General features: G+C 72.5%; 11 protein-coding genes and 1 pseudogene. 2 read left to right on the top strand and 10 right to left on the bottom strand.

The window, feature by feature from the left end:
• Nucleotides 1–116: 116 nt before the first annotated feature.
• From K1T35_RS06930 to K1T35_RS06910, 5 genes are all read right to left on the bottom strand, one after another.
• Complete coding sequence (locus K1T35_RS06930; protein ID WP_220259332.1) at nt 117–1,325, bottom strand: DUF480 domain-containing protein; 1,209 nt, start codon at nt 1,323–1,325, stop codon at nt 117–119.
• 102 nt (nt 1,326–1,427) lie between these two features.
• Nucleotides 1,428–1,964 (bottom strand): YdcF family protein, encoded by a 537-nt coding sequence (locus K1T35_RS06925; protein WP_220259331.1) that lies wholly within the window; start codon nt 1,962–1,964, stop codon nt 1,428–1,430.
• Nucleotides 1,965–2,083: 119 nt separating this feature from the next.
• Nucleotides 2,084–4,216 (bottom strand): ATP-binding protein, encoded by a 2,133-nt coding sequence (locus K1T35_RS06920; protein WP_220259330.1) that lies wholly within the window; start codon nt 4,214–4,216, stop codon nt 2,084–2,086.
• Nucleotides 4,217–4,503: 287 nt separating this feature from the next.
• The gene (locus tag K1T35_RS06915) at nt 4,504–5,460 is read right to left on the bottom strand and encodes an RNA polymerase sigma factor (RefSeq protein ID WP_220259329.1); all 957 of its coding nucleotides are present in this window, start codon (nt 5,458–5,460) and stop codon (nt 4,504–4,506) included.
• Nucleotides 5,461–5,510: 50 nt separating this feature from the next.
• On the bottom strand, nt 5,511–6,335 hold the full coding sequence (locus K1T35_RS06910; RefSeq protein WP_220259328.1) for an alpha/beta fold hydrolase: 825 nt from the start codon (nt 6,333–6,335) through the stop codon (nt 5,511–5,513).
• Between the two features lie 163 nt (nt 6,336–6,498).
• Between K1T35_RS06910 and K1T35_RS49720 the strand changes: the two are divergent.
• Nucleotides 6,499–7,062: pseudogene (locus tag K1T35_RS49720) on the top strand (AraC family transcriptional regulator); the annotation flags it as partial.
• 166 nt (nt 7,063–7,228) lie between these two features.
• Entirely contained in the window at nt 7,229–7,525 is a 297-nt protein-coding gene (locus K1T35_RS06900; RefSeq protein ID WP_220259327.1) for an AraC family transcriptional regulator, read from the top strand.
• Here K1T35_RS06900 and K1T35_RS06895 read toward each other — a convergent pair.
• From K1T35_RS06895 to K1T35_RS06880, 5 genes are all read right to left on the bottom strand, one after another.
• A complete protein-coding gene (locus tag K1T35_RS06895; RefSeq protein WP_255621660.1) occupies nt 7,522–10,248 on the bottom strand; it encodes an AAA family ATPase in 2,727 nt (908 codons plus the stop codon). The two genes, K1T35_RS06900 and K1T35_RS06895, sit on opposite strands and share 4 nt — an antisense overlap.
• A 53-nt stretch (nt 10,249–10,301) precedes the next feature.
• Nucleotides 10,302–11,450, bottom strand: a complete 1,149-nt coding sequence (locus K1T35_RS48720) for a trans-acting enoyl reductase family protein (RefSeq protein WP_255621659.1) — start codon at nt 11,448–11,450, stop codon at nt 10,302–10,304.
• Nucleotides 11,450–12,877 carry an NAD(P)/FAD-dependent oxidoreductase gene (locus tag K1T35_RS06890; RefSeq protein WP_220259325.1) on the bottom strand — a complete coding sequence of 476 codons (1,428 nt, stop codon included), beginning with the start codon at nt 12,875–12,877 and terminating at the stop codon, nt 11,450–11,452. Before K1T35_RS06890 ends, K1T35_RS48720 begins: the two co-directional genes overlap by 1 nt.
• Nucleotides 12,878–12,971: 94 nt before the next feature.
• Nucleotides 12,972–13,802, bottom strand: coding sequence for a hypothetical protein (locus K1T35_RS06885; RefSeq protein ID WP_220259324.1), 831 nt, complete (start codon nt 13,800–13,802; stop codon nt 12,972–12,974).
• Nucleotides 13,803–13,830: 28 nt separating this feature from the next.
• Nucleotides 13,831–14,580: an alpha/beta fold hydrolase gene (locus K1T35_RS06880; RefSeq protein ID WP_220259323.1), complete on the bottom strand. Its 750-nt coding sequence runs from the start codon at nt 14,578–14,580 to the stop codon at nt 13,831–13,833.
• Between the last annotated feature and the right edge of the window lie 51 nt (nt 14,581–14,631).

Genomic DNA, 14,631 nt, shown 5'->3' with positions numbered 1-14,631 from the left:
GATCACATCTTGACGAGCCTGCAGTGCACCAGCCGGCTCGCACGTGGCCGACCTGCGACTTGAGCAACGGCGCGGCGATCGCATCCACCGCAGTTCCCGGCGAGTCCCACGGCACATCAGAGGGGTCGGCGCGCTACGACGTAGAGGCGGTCGGTGGGCGTCTCGACCTCGCGGAGTGGGGAACGCAAATACCACTCGATGTCCACCAGCCCGGCCGCGGTGACGGCGTCGACCACCTCGGAAACGTTGTGCAGCACGAATTCCAGGTCGACGGGGGCGCCGAAGAGCTCGTCAACGTGGCGCACCTCCTCACCTGCGTGCAGGGCGAACGCCAACCGTCCGCCGGGAATCAGCACCCGGGCGAGCCCCGCGATCACGGCCGGAAGCTCGGAGGTGGCCATGTGCACGAACGCGTACCACGCGGTGATGGCCGACCATCCCGCTGCGGCGCGCGGGCGCAGCAGGTTCGTCAGGTCACCGACCTCGAACTCCAGATCCGGGAACAGTTTCCTGGCCTCGTCGATCATCGCGGGCGACAGGTCGACGCCGACCACCGAGACCCCGGATTCTGCGAGCCGAGCGGCAACGTGTCCCGGCCCGGTACCGACGTCTGCGACCGGTCCGCCGTTCGCTTCACCGGCGATACGGTCGAGCAGCCAGCAGTCGAATGGTTTGTGCGCCAGCTCGGCCGACAGTTCCCGCGCGTAGCCGGCCGCGGCGGCGTCATATCCGGCGAGCACGCGGGCGTCGCGAACATCCGCACCCGCAGCGAGGACGATGTCCCGATCGACGGGCGCGGGCGGGGGTGCCGCTTCCGGCAACGGGCCGAGCAGATGAGCCCACCGGCGATCCTGCTGACCCGGCCCGCGTTCCAACTCGACGACCAAAGGCTCCGACAGCTCCGCGAGCCCACGGAGCGTGGCCTCCACCTCGGCGCGGTCCTCGAACGAATGCAACCGCGCGGTCCGCGTCCGCAGCTCGCCGGGTGCCTGCGGCCCACGCAGCAACAACACGGTCAGAACCGCCAGTTCGGGCTCGCCGATCCCGAGGTGCTCCTCGAGCCGCTGGTGGAACTTCACCACCCGGGATCCGGCGCCGGTCCACACCGGCCGAACCAGCTCGCGATCCCTGAGCTCCTTGAGCGTCGCCTGCAGCAACGAGTCGTCGTAGTCGGTAACCGGCTCACGGCTGCTCGCCTGGTTGCACGCGGCGCGCAACGAGTTGAGGGTGAGCGGGTAGCTTGCCGGGACCGTGCGCTGCTTCTCCAACAGCGCACCGAGCACTCGCTGCTCGACGGCGGACAACTGCGGTCGCGACTCGGCCACCCCGGGAGCGTAGTACTTCCCACCCCTCGATGATCACCACCAATTGCCGGCCAAGGGCGGCTCGACAGCGACGACCACGACGGCGAGAGTCGTGCCCACTTGCTACGGACTGCCGATCGTCCTCAGGACGAGCGTGGAGATCGCCGCCACCTCCCGCAAGGTGGCATACACGTCACGGAGCTCGAAGTGATCCGCATGCACGTAGCCCTCCACCGCCAGCCCTTCGCGGGCCAGCAACATCCGCAGGCGTGGAACGTGGAAGAACTGCGACACCGCGAGGACGCTGCGATAACCACGCTGCTGCAGCAGCAATGCTGTGTTCCGAGCAGTGGCCGCCGTGTTCACGCCGCTGCTGTCCTGCAGGACGCGGTCGGCGGGAACGCCCTGCTGCACCAGGTAGTCCTTCATCACCGCCGCCTCGTCCCAACCCTCGACACCAGTGGCGCCACTGACCACGATCACCTCGCAGCGCCCTTCCCGGTACATCCGCAGCGCGGCATCCAGCCGTGCGCGCAGCCGAGCCGACGGCGTGCCGTCCACATCGACCGTATTGCCGGGCACGACCGCGGCATCCGCATACGCGAGCCGGTCACTGAGCCCGACGGCGGTCAGCACGGCCGCCGCCAGCAGGAGCGCCACAACCGCGGCCAGCGCAGCGCGTCCGAGGAACCTGCTGAATGGCATGTGGACAGGGTTCACGTGCGGTCACATCCCACAGCCATCGGCATGCCCCTCGAGAGCCTTGATCCGTACCTGGCTCACCCCGCGTCCAGGCGCAGCCGTCGCTCGGACCCCGCGCTCAACAGGGCGGGCGACCCGCCGGCCAGCTCGCGGCGCCACAGCTCCTCGCAGAGCAGTTGGATCCCGCGGCCGAGGTGCCTGCGGTAGGTGCTGAACGGCAGGCCCAGCCGGTGGGCAACGGCCTCCTGGGTGGGAACGCCGCGCAGGAAGGTGGCGACCACCGCCTGGTGGTACTTGGACCCGTTCCGCTCGCCGTGCAGGGACTCGACGGCCTGTCCGATGACGCCCCGCAGCGTCTCGCCGTGCTCGGTGACGAGCCTGCTGCGGTTCAGCGGGTTGGCCGCGAGCTCGCCGGGTCGGCCCCACGACCGCAGCGCGTCGCGCACCGCCGCGTCGAACTCCGGCCGCGACAGCACCGCCAGACCGGGAGGCGCCTCCGGCGGTCCCGGGCGCTCGTTGCCCTTGTTGGTCGCGTGCCACCGATCGATCGGCTGGGCGCGCCAGTCGTGCGCGAACAACGTGTACCGCCGTCCACCGACAACCGGGCGCTCGGTGAGGGGGGTGAACTGGATCCGGGCGAGGTGGTCCGCCCACGGGTTCCCTGGTTGGAGCACGAAGTAGGACCAGGCAACGCCCGCGGAGCGCATGAGCCGGGCCATCGCGCGGCGCTGGACCAGATCCATGACGGGCGAATGGCGGTGAGGTCCGGACTGGGTCGCGGGAAAGCGGGCCACACCGATGCTCTCCCCGCTGCGCAGAGGGGCCACGCTGCGTGCGTGCGCCCATGCGGCGGCGACCACCGGGTCGACCTCTGTCTCCTCCCCCGGTTCGGTGAGCCGAAGCCAGGTGAAGAAGGCGACGATCTGCCCGGTCCGGGTGAGGCGGTAGACGTGAAAGGCCTCCGGCTGGCGGTCCAGCCAGTACGCGGCGATCGCTGCCGACTCGTCGCCCCCTGCGGCAGCGGCCAGCCCGACCACGGCGGACCTGTCCTGCTCCTCGAAGAGGGCCTCCTGCGCCTCGCCCTCGCCGTTCCACCTGCTGGAACGGAAGCACGCGTTGTCGCGGTACAGGTAGGAGAAGGCGCCGACCGCGCCGAGCACGTCCGGTTCGGCTGCCTCCCGGATGCGGCGGAACAGGTGCTCGTCGAGCGCCTCGTGCATGGCCTGGTGGCCCATCGGGTCGCGCCAGCGCAGGTCCGCCTCCAGTGCCTCCCGAACGACGTCGTGCGGGAACAGGCCGTGCCGGTTGGACTCGACGAAGGGCAGCTGCCGCAACCAGGCGAACATCCGGCCGGCCTCGTCGCCCAGCACCACCCGCAGCACAGCCTCCGTGGTGACGTGCACGTGCGCGCACACCTCGAGCGCCCTGCGGTGCGTCTCCGTCGGCACCTCGCCCACCAGCTGCGACAGCAGCGCCCGCACCACGTCCTGGCTCGGTTCCCAGCGGGCCGGCGCCTGCACGTCGTGCATGGCGACGGCCGCGGCCATGGTCAGCGCGAGCGGGTTGCCCCCGGCGAACTCCAGCAGCCTCCCGTGCAGTGACGCGGGCACTCCACGCCCCTCCAGCAACGCCGTCGCATCGTCCGGGGCGAGCTCACGCAACGCAACCACCCGCAGCGCATCGGTCCACCCCGGGTCCGAGGTCCACCGCGGGTCAGGAGCCTCCCGCCCGGCGATGACGACCAGCGCGCCGACCGGCAGCCGCGGGAGGAATCGCTCACGCAGCCAGCCCTCCAGCCCCTGGCAACGCTCGAACGTGTCCACGAGCAGTACCGCCCGGTCCGTGGTCAGCACCGCCGCGGCCTCGGCCTCGAACGCGGCGGAGCCGGGCTCGAGGATGCGCGCGTCGACCTCGACCACGAGGCGCCCCGCCGCCCGCGCTTCCGCCGCGAACAGCCCGAGGAGCATCGACTTCCCGATCCCACCCGGACCGTGCAGGTACAGCACCGCGAGCCCGTCCACCGCCCCGTCCAGTGCGGCGCGGAACAGGTCGTGCTCGGCTACCCGGCCCGCGAACGACCGGCCCCGGGCCGCCTGCAACCGGTGCCCCAGCCGATGATCTCCCGCGGCCTCCACCCGAGCCGGCCACCTCCCGCGCGTCTCCCGCGCGTCGGACCGGTACCGGTCGACGTCGTCTCCCGTGCCCGGCACTCCCGACAACTTCCCTCTCACCGCTGTCCCCGATCGATTTCCACAGCCACGCGGCACATCCTGAGTGCTCTGCGGGCCGTATCGCGTCGGCAGAGCCGCCTAACCGGCCGCCCGTTCACTAGGCAATGCGGCCAAGGCGGCGACGGGGAGGGCGTCGACCGAACGTTCGACATGCTGTTCCTCACTGGTGGGCTCCTGGCCCCGAGACCGCGTCTCGGGACCTCACACCAGCTAGATGCAGCGGGCACGCCAGAAGTTCGATCCGTCCCCGAACTCGTCGGCTCGGATCAACGCGGCGTCCTCGCTACGCCCTCGGGGCGACGGGAATGGAACAGCCGGAACCGCCCCACGCGCCCTGCCTCGAGGAACTGCACCCACACGGCTGCGGGTGGGCAGTGGAAGGGATCGTCGGACGGGCTGATCAGGTCGGTCTCCCAGATGATCACCTCGCGGCCGGCCACGACGTTGGTGAGGTGGTGGCGCACGCCCCCACCGAGGTCGCGGCCCATCGCCCGCACGACGGGGTCGACACCGTTCGTGCGCATGCCGCCGGGCCAGATCGACTCCACATCAGGGGACCAGTGGGCGGAGAGAGCCTCGGCGAACGAGCCGCGCCGCGCCGCCTGCAGCGTCTCCTCGGCGTCCCGGCGGCGCGCCCGCGTCAGCGCCGCCACGTCGTCGTGCGCCTGGTTCCCGGTCGCCAGCACGGCCTCGGACAGCTTCGTGCGCGCCTGGCTCAACCGGCTGCGAACGGTGCCGACCGGCACCCCGCACAGCTCCGCGATCTGCTCGTAGGCCGTCACGTCCGTGAAGTACCGCAGCATCGCCACGAGCCGCAGGTTCGGTGACAGTTCCTCGATGGCGTGCCAGACCCAGTCCCGGGTCGCGGACCGTTCCAGCAGCTCCTCCGGATCCGGCAGCGCCGGCGACTCGACATGAGCCACCGGCACCGCCGTTCTGGTGCGGAGCTGCATCCGACAGGCGTTGCGGACGACCGCCCGCAGCCACGGCGCCACCGCGTGCGGATCGCGGAGGTCCCCGATGCGGCGCAATGCGACCAGTGCGCCTTCCTGCACGGCGTCTTCCGCGTCGGGGCCGTACCCCAGGATGCTCAGCGCGACCGCGCGCATGTCCGACTCGTATCGAGCCAGCAGCAGTCCGAGAGCGCGGACATCGCCGGACTGCGCCTCGTGGACCAGGTCGACGTCTACCGGTGCGCCGCTCGGGTTCGTCGGTCGGTGCACCGGCATGACGCTACGGAACGATGAGCGCCTTCCGACAACCGGCGGCCCGCTCAGGCGGGCATCGCCGCAGCGCGGCGGGCGAGATGGGACCGGACGTGCCGCAGCCACTCGTCGGGGCGTTCGACGTGCAGGCTGTGGCTCGAGCCAGGTCCCCGGACGAGGACGAGATGCGCGTCCGGGATCGCGTCGGCGACCACGCGGGCCTGCCGTGGCGGGGTGAGGATGTCCTGCTCACCGACCAGGACGGTCGTCGGGCGGTCGATCCCGGTCAGCCGGTCGAGGGTGTCGTGGGCCAGGTTCGCATCCCACTGGTGGACGACCGCCCGGATCCGCGCCTCGGTGCGTGGGAACAGCGGCAGCACGGATGCGGCGAGCTGCTCGAAGTCCGGGCTGTCGAGGAGCTCCGGTGAGAACGCCACGCCGAGCGCGGCGAACGCGCCTGCGACGTCACCGTGCTCCCAGGGGGAGCGCAGGCCCGCGGTGAGACAGCGCTGGAAGCCGTCGCCGCGGGCCCAGGTGCCGTAGAGCACCAGGGACGCCACCAGCTCCGGGCGGGCCAGCGCGAGCTCCTGGGCGACGGCGCTGCCCAGCGACCACCCGATGACGTGCACCGGGCCGGTGCCGAGCTCGTCGAGCAGAGCGGCGGCGTCCGCCGCGAGGGATGCCATCGACACCGGCTCGGTGTGCGGCGAGGACGCGCCCATGCCGCGGTGGTCGTAGGCGATGACCTGGTGGTCGGCCGCGAGGCCGCCGATGATCGCGGGTGTCCAGAGTCCGACCGATGCGCTCGTGCCGGTGACGAGCAGGATGGGCTCGCCTGCGCCGTGGATCTCGTAATGGAGGTCGACGTCGCCGTCGAGGCTGAGGGTGGGCACTTCCGGTGCCTTTCTCGGTCAGGTCGGACCGCCGTCGCGGTCGCCGCGGGATGCCGGCCCGCCGGACGCTAGTGACGTCCCCGCTCCCGCTCCAGGACAACGGACGCCGAGGTATTGTCATTTTCCGCCACCCGTCGCGGTCGGCGGGAGGACGGCAACGGGCATGCAGATCGACCTCCCGGTGAGCGCCTCCAGCGTTCGGTTGCTGACCGAGCTCGGCGCGGAGTACGGGCTGTCTCCCGCCGACTGCTTGACCGGTACCGGCATCGAGCGGGCCGCGCTGCTCGATCCGGCGGCCGAGGTCACCACGGGCCAGGAGTTCGCGGTGATCCGCAACCTGCTGCGCCATCGGGGAACGGCACAACCGGGGCTCGCGATCGAGGCCGGCAGCCGCTACCACGTGGCGATGCACGGCACGTGGGGGTTGGCCCTCGCCACCAGCCGCACCGTGCGGGAGGCCATCGACGTCTCACTGCGCTACGGCGAGCTGGGCTGGGTGTTCGTCACGTTCTCCTTCGCCGAGGTCGACGGCGACGCCGTGCTCAGCATCGACGACGAGGGCGTTCCCGCCGACGTGCGCGCGTTCCTGGTCGAACGCAACAGCGCCGCGACGAAGGTCTTCGGCCACGACCTGCTGGGGGCCGATCTGCCGTTCACCGCCGTGCGGTTCCGGCACCCGGCACCGAAGGACATCACCCGACACGTCGGCCTGTTCGGCGTCACACCGACCTTCGGCGTCCCCGACAACGCGCTCTGCTTCGACGCCTCATTCCTCGACCATCCGCTCCCGCAGGCCAACGAGTGGGCCCGACGCAACTACGAGAACGTCTGTCGCGAGCTGGTCTCGCGGCGACGGGCCCGCGCCGGTGTGACGGGTGCAGTGCGGGGGCGCGATGCTCCGCAGGCCAGGAGGGCTGCTGTCACTCCCGGAGGTGGCGAGCGAGCTCGGCATGAGCACCCGGACGTTGTCCCGCAGACTCGAGGCGGAGCGGTCATCGTTCCGCGCGCTCGCCGACGAGGTCCGGCAGACGCTGGCCGAGGAGCTGCTCGGCACCGCGGGCATGACCACCCAGCAGGTGGCCCACCGCCTCGGCTACGCCGAACCATCCAGCTTCGTCCGGGCGTTCCGGCGCTGGACCGGCCGAGCCCCGCAGACCTACCGACGGGAGCGGCAAGCCAGTCTCAGCTAGCCGGCGGCGCGATCTGGCGGCAACTCGTCCAGCACCGTTCCCCAGAGCTGGCGGCGCGAGCTGATGCCGAGCTTGCGGAAGATGCTGCGCAGGTGCGCATCCACCGTGCGCGGGCTGAGGAACAGCTCGGCCGCGATCCCCTTCGACGCTGCACCCGTCGCGGCGAGCCGCGCCACGTGCAGCTCCTGCGGCGTCAGCGCATCGACGGTGCGGGCGTCGCGCTGCCGGCGGACCCGCTGACCCGTAGCGCGCAGCTCTCGCTCCGCGCGCTGCGCGAACCCGTCGGCACCGATCTCCGTCAGCACCTCACGGGCGATGCGCAGCTGCTCGCGCGCATCGACCCGCCTCCCCTCCCTCCGCAGCCACTCCCCGTAGAGCAGCCGAGCGCGGGCCAGCTCCAGGTCAGCGCCGGCGCGGGCGAGGTACTCCAGCGCTTCGCGGTAGTGCCCGTCCGCCGTCTCACCATCGGCCAGCAGCGCCGCACAGCACGCCTCGTTGCCGAGCGCCCACGCCGTTCCCGATGCACGGGTGCCCTCGCGAAGCGCGACGAACGCTTCAGCGCCGAGCTCCGGCCGGCCCGCGCGGACGGCGGCCTCGACGAGCTCCCGCAGCAACATCCCGACGAAGCCGAACGACAGCTGGTCCCACGCCAGGCGCGCGGCCGCGAGCGCCCGCGGGTAGTCGGCGAGGCCGTTGTACAGCACGGCCGTCGCGAAGTGCGAGTACGCGACGAGCAGTCCTTCCCCGCGCGCCGTCGCGTCCTGCAGGACGGCATCGATGCCGCTCGTCGCCACCTCCTCCTGACCACGGAGGGCCGCGAGGTAGAGCCCGCAGTAGGTCGGCGGGGCGATGCAGGCGGACGTGGCGTGCTCGTCGGCCTCCTCGTGGAGCAGGTCCGCGGTGCGGAACCGGCCGGTGGGCACCGACGCGCCCGCGAGCGCCTCGAGCACGTTCGGCAGCGACGTCAGCGCGCCGGCGGCCCGTGCCCGCTCGGCGTTCAGGTCGAGGATGCGGACGTAGGCGTCCATGTCCCACATCTCGAGGGCGACCAGCGCGACCAGCATCGGCCGGTGCGTCCAGGCGGCACCGTCGGTATCGGCCAATGCTTCCTGCAGCAGAGGCGTGCCCGTCGCGCGTTCGCCCTGCAGCAACGCGGCGACGCCGTCCACGAGGAGGTCCACCGTGCGGGGAGGACCGGACGCGGCGGGCGCGAGTCGGGCCGCCGTCGCGGCAGCCGGCACGTCCCCGCCGAGCGGACCGACGATGAGAGCGGCGAGCAGCGCGTCCAGATGCGTCTCCCGCGCCGCCTCGACGTCGATGGACTCGAGCCGTCGCGCCGCCCGGCGCAGCGGGGCCGGGGCGTCGAAGCTGCGGCGCGTGAACAGCGCCAGCCGCCCGCGCAGCAGCTCGGTGCGAGCGCGCAGGAGGGGCGCCAGAGCGTCCTCGTTGACGGTCGCGAGCAGGTCGTCCGCCTCGTCGGGAGCGCCGGCCGCGAGCCAGGACTCCACCGCGTCGAGCAGCCGCTCGACGCGCCGCTGCGGATCGGGTGACAGGGCCGCCGCTCGCTCGAGGAACGCGGCGGTGGCCGCGAGCCCTCCGCGCAGGCGCGCCCGCCCTGCCGAACCGACGAGCTCAGCCGCCACCTCCTCGTCCGGCCCTGCCGCCGCCTGCGCGCCGTGCCAGGCGCGGCGATCGGGATCGAGGCGCTCGTCGGTCACCTCCGCGAGCGCGCCATGGACCCGGCGGCGCTCGGTGGGCGAGGCCGCGCGGTAGACCGCTGACCGCACCAGCGGGTGCCGGAAGCGCACTCGCCTGTCGATCTCCAGCAGGCCGGCGTCCTCGGCGGGTGCGGCGGCCGCGACGGCGACGCCCAAGCGCTGCGCGGCGCGCCACAACAGGAGCGGGTCACCGAGCGGCTCGGCGGCCGCGACGAGCAGCAGCCGGCGGGTCTCGGCGGGAAGCTCCTCGATTCGCCGGTGGAACAGGTCCTCGACGGGACCCGCGCTCGGTGCGGACACCCCGAATCCGCCGGCCAGCCCGGCAGGGGCCGACACGGCCGCGAGCTCGAGCAGGGCCAGTGGGTTGCCCCGCGACTCCGCGACGATCCGGTCGCGCACCTGCTCGTCCAGCGGCACGCGGATCGCCGCGGCGAGCAGGGCGCGCGCCTCGGCCTCGGGCAGTGGCCCGACCGGGAGGCCGGGCAGCGCGTCGACCTCGAGCGGACGGCCGGTCTCGCGCACGCCGAGCAGAACCGCGACGCGCTCGTCCGCAACCCGCCGGGCGGCGAACGTCAAGGCCCGCGCCGACGACCGGTCCAGCCACTGCGCGTCGTCGACGACGCACAGCACCGGCGCGTCCTCCGCGGCGTCGGACAGCAGCGTCAGGGTGGCCAGACCGACCAGGAACGGATCCGGCGGCGCTCCAACCTTCTGCCCGAAGCTCACCTCCAGCGCCTCCCGCTGCGGGTCGGGCAAGCCGTCGAGCCGGTCGAGCAGCGGTGCGCACAGCTGGTGCATCCCCGCGAAGGCCAGCTCCATCTCGAACTCGGTGCCGGTGGCGCGCAACAGCCGCACATCGCGGGCGCTCGCCACCGCATCGTCGATCAATGCGGACTTGCCGACCCCGGCCTCGCCGCGCACCACGATGGCGCCGCCATGCCCGGATCGCGCGGAATCCAGCAGCTCGGCCAGTGTGCGGCTCTCTCGCGCACGTCCGAGCAGCACACGATCAGTCTGACACCGACGCGCGAGCCGCGACCCGTCGGGACCCACCGTGATCAGGACACGGCGAAGGTCAGACCTGCTGCCGCCTCGAGGCGGTCGACGAGCCGGCCGCCCAGCAGCGCACCCGGTGTCCAGATGCCGCCTGCCGCGTCGGGCCTGTCCTCGACGAGGGCGTGGACCACCTCCGTGATGATGCGTGCTGAGGATCGGTAGCCGGGGTCGCCCTGCCCGGTCACCACGGTGGACACCCTGCGGTCCTCGCCGCCTGCGCCGATCAGCTGTATCGCGTAGGAGGCCGCATCGCCCGAGGCCCGGTCGGGCCCCTCTCCCGGCTCCCGCGTGTTCGTGTCGAGCAGGTCCGCCATCAGCGCGGTGACGGCGGCGGCGGTCTCCCGCCCGTCGGGGCCGGGACCGGTCACCACCATCTCCTCGTAGGTGAGATCGCGGCCCCAGGCGAACCCGCGCAGCGCATTGGACCAGTGCAGGTTCCAGAGGGTGATCGGGGCCAGGACCCATGGCGCTACCCACACGCCGAGCTCGTCGTCGAACGCCGGCTTGGTCGGTAACGGCTGCTCGGGACCGGCGAACCCAGCGGGGAGCACCACCGGGCTTCCCGCGGGACCGGCTTCCCGCTCGGCAGCCAGGCTGGCGATGGTGCCGCCGGAGAACCCGTCGCCAGCCACGACGCTCACGCGGCTCCGGACGGCCGGCAGAGGTGCCCCCCACCGTGCCGTAGCCGCCTCCTGGAGGAGTTGCACCCCGAGCTCGAACGGGACCGAGTCGAAGGCCGCGGAGAACACGATGCGCGCCCCACTGCGCCGGGCCACGTCCTCGTGCAGCTCGATCATCCGGCGGGCCCACCGCGGCTCGCCGGACAGATCCACGTAGTCGACGCCTCGCTCGGCGCATGCCGCGACGAGCCCGGAGCCGTGCACCTGGTACGGACCCACCGCGCTCAGTACCGTCCGCGTCCGGTCCAGCGTCGCCGTCAGGGCGGCGGGATCGGCGGCGTCGGCCACAAGGAGCGGGGTGTCGGCGGGCGCGCCGACCGCGTCCCGCACCTCGGCGAGCCGAGCGAGGTTCCGTCCGGCGAGCGCCCATCTGATCGGGCTGCGGCGCGCCACGAACGTCTCGGCGATGATCCTGCCGACATAGCCGCTCGCGCCCCAGATCACGACGTCGAACTCGGCGGGCTCGCTCATCAGTGCTCTTCCCGACCGACCGCGGCCAGCAGCTCGGCCCGGGTCGGGCCGGGTGTCGGGAACCGCGGCACGTCCTGGCCTGCCGCGACGATCTTCTCCACCAGTCCGGGCCTGCCGAGCACCTCATCGGGGGTGGCCAGTACGGAGCCGAGGTCGGCCAGCGCGCGCAGCAGCTCGGGGTCGGTGAGCTTGGCCGCGTCCAGCGCCGTGGCGATCGCCCACGTCTCGTCACCGGCGGTGTACCGCTCGCCGCGCATCTCCGCGTCGATCTCCGCCAGCCGATTCGCGTCCCATCCCTGCAGCAACCGGTAGTAGGGCATCAGGGCGCTGTCGGTGTCCTCGTCGAACCGCTGTGCCAGCTTCTCCGGATCGTCCAGGCCCACGTCGCGCGCCGCCTCCCGCAGGAGCTGCGCATGCACGAGACCCATCGCCGTGCCCATCCCGAAGATCGGGTTGGTCGTCGCCCACGCGTCGCCGACGCTGATCACACCGGTCGCCACCGGGATCCCGTCGACGACGAGTGAGCGGCGTCGGCTCTCGGTTCCGGCCATCACCATCACGTCGGTGATCCGCTCGCCCGCCGACCAGTGCGCGACGGCGGGGAACAGCGCGATCGCCCGGTCCCACACCTCCGGCTCCTTCAGCGCGCGCATTGCGCTGTCGCGCGGCGAGACGGCGAAGTAGATGCCCCACGTGTCGCCGTCACCGGGCACCGGGAGGACGGCGAGGGTCGGATGCTGGAACCCCTGCCAGTCGAGTGGGCCCGGCAGCACGCCGTCCCGCGCGCGGAAGTGCCTGCCGTAGAACAGGAACCCGTCCTCGGCGCGCTCCTCGTGCGGGCGCGGTCCGCCGAGCGCGCCCAGCAGCTTCGTCATCGGGGAGTTGCGGCCGCCAGCGTCCACCACCAGGTCGGCGGGCAGGGTCTCGCCCTGCTGCGTGAGCACACCGGACACGTGCGGCCTGCCCGGCAGCCGCTCCGCGCCCGGCACCAGCGCCGTCACGGTGACGCCCCTCCGCACGGTGAGCCCGGGAGTGCGGGCCGCGACCGCGCCGAGCGCAGCCTCCAGGAGTGCCCTGCGGGCCCTGACGGTGTCGTACCGGCTGTCGCCGGGGCGCGGCCCGCCGATGGCGGGCAGCGCCTGCGCGCCGGTGATCATGTTGTGCGGGCGGGCACCGAGTGCGGTGATCTCCTCGAGCACAGCGGGCAGCTCCTGCTCCAGGACCTCCCGCACGCGCGGCAGCAGCGCATGCGGCTGCCGGAACTGGTTGACGCCGGGCCGCCGCCAGCCGGCCACGATCTCCTCGGCGCCACCGACGGGCGCTCCGCTGTCACGCTCCAGCAGCGTGACGCGGTGGCCCTCCGCGGCGAGCAGCATCGCGGCGGTCACACCGGTGGGCCCTGCGCCCAGCACGACGACTTCCGACATCCCAACCTCCTGGTCGATCCGATGTCGTCCACGATCGGCCGCGGCGCTGACCGCCTGCCAGACCGCGCGGGTGCTCGCCGGTGCTCATCGGTGCTCAGCTCGGACGGTCCGGCCGCCAGATCCAGTTCTGCCGGCTGTACAGCGGCCGCAGGCCGGCCCTCCGCATGTTGTCCAGCGACGGGTTGGTCGCACCTTCCGCCGGCTCACCCGTCTCTGCGATCAGCCAACGGCAGCCGGCATCCGCGGCCATGCTCGCGCGAGCCGCCAGCAGGGCCGACTGCGCGCCGCGGTTGCGGTACGCGGGAAGGGTGGCGGCGGCGTTCAAGGACCCGACCTCTCCGTGGGCGAAGAGGTTGGCGCCGGCGACCATGTCGTCGCCGTCCCAGACCGCGAACGGCTGGAAGCCCGGGACGTCGACGCTCGCCGCCAGCATCTCGGCGAGCCCGTCCTCGGGCATGCCGAATCCCCGGAGGATCACCGATGCCCACTCCTCAGCGGCGGGAGGGTCGACCGGGCCGACCCGCATCTGCGTCCGGCCCGGCTGGAAGGCGTCGATGGGGCACGCCAGCTTCACCCAGGGCGAGTCCGGCTTCAGTTCGTAGTGCGCACAGATGTCGTCCCAGTCCGGCGGCAGAACCGATGGCGCGATCTGGATGACCGCTCCCTGGCTTCCTTCCGCGCGGTAGAAGTCCACGACCTCACCGATCAGGTCGTCCGTGATCGGCGCGTCGAAGCCGAAGCCGAGCGCCTTGCTCCAGAAGCCCGTCACGTCACGTTTCATCGACAGGGCGACACCGCCGCCGATGCGGGTGGTCGCGATCCCGAGCATGGCCGTGATCGCTGGCGGCGCACTCGATTCGGTGAGGTACATGAACTGCGCCTCCGTGCCTTCGGCGACGAGAGGTGCCAGCTGGTCGTGCGACACGGTGTTCTCCTTGGTGTGTGCTCGAGGATCAACGGAGGGAGAACCAGAAGTCCTGCAGTACGGCCGCCCCGGCCTTCGGGTCCTGCAGCATCCACCAGTGACCGAGCCCGTCGAGGGGTTCGGTACGAGCCCCGAGCAGCGCCGCCATCGCCGCGGACGCGGCTGCGTCGTCGAACGGATCGGCCGTCGGCTGCAGCACCAGACCAGGCCCCCGGGCGGGCCCGCCCAGCTCCGCTCCCCAATCGGCCCACACGGTGGGCAGCGCCGAGCGGTACAGGTCGAGGATGGACTCCGCCATGGTCGCGTCGAACCGCGCCGCCATCGCGGCTGCCTCGGCCGCGGGCACCCCGGTCGAGGCGAGTACGGCGCCCACGCTCTCCGGGCTCCCGGGAGGGGCGGCGCGCACGGCCGCCATCCACGCCTCGCCCGCCTCCGGCGTCTGCCAGATCTGTGCGAACTCGTGCCAGACGTAGTCCTGAGCGAACACCCCTGCCACGTCCACGGCCCAGCTGCGCAGCGGCACGTCGTGTGCCGAGACGACCCGCAGCACCAGGCCCGCTCCCCAGTCGTGTCCGACGAGGTCGATCGGGCCCTCGATGCTCCGCAGCTCCTGGACCAGCCACTGGGCGTACTCGTCCTTGGTCGCGCCGAAGCCGGCCGGCCGGGGAGCTCCGAACCCGGGCAGGTCGAGGGCGACCGAGTCGCCGTCGAGGTGTTCGCGGAGACCCTCCCAGACCTCGCCGGTCTCGGGGACACCGTGGACGAAGACCGCTGGCATGCCTGTACCTCTCTCAGGTGAGCGGGGGGCCGATGCGCCCCACGCGCTCGT

Origin of the sequence: Pseudonocardia sp. DSM 110487 (assembly GCF_019468565.1) — a bacterium.
Classification (GTDB): domain Bacteria; phylum Actinomycetota; class Actinomycetes; order Mycobacteriales; family Pseudonocardiaceae; genus Pseudonocardia.
The sequence above is the reverse complement of the archived record's forward strand: the minus strand, read 5'-3'. Positions and strand labels throughout refer to the sequence as shown.

Bases quoted from the DNA above. Each gene is read 5' to 3' on its own strand.
- K1T35_RS06900 (WP_220259327.1), top strand. From the start codon at position 7,229: ATGCTCCGCAGGCCAGGAGGGCTGCTGTCACTCCCGGAGGTGGCGAGC.
- K1T35_RS48720 (WP_255621659.1), bottom strand. From the start codon at position 11,450: ATGAGCGAGCCCGCCGAGTTCGACGTCGTGATCTGGGGCGCGAGCGGC.
- K1T35_RS06890 (WP_220259325.1), bottom strand. From the start codon at position 12,877: ATGTCGGAAGTCGTCGTGCTGGGCGCAGGGCCCACCGGTGTGACCGCC.
- K1T35_RS06880 (WP_220259323.1), bottom strand. From the start codon at position 14,580: ATGCCAGCGGTCTTCGTCCACGGTGTCCCCGAGACCGGCGAGGTCTGG.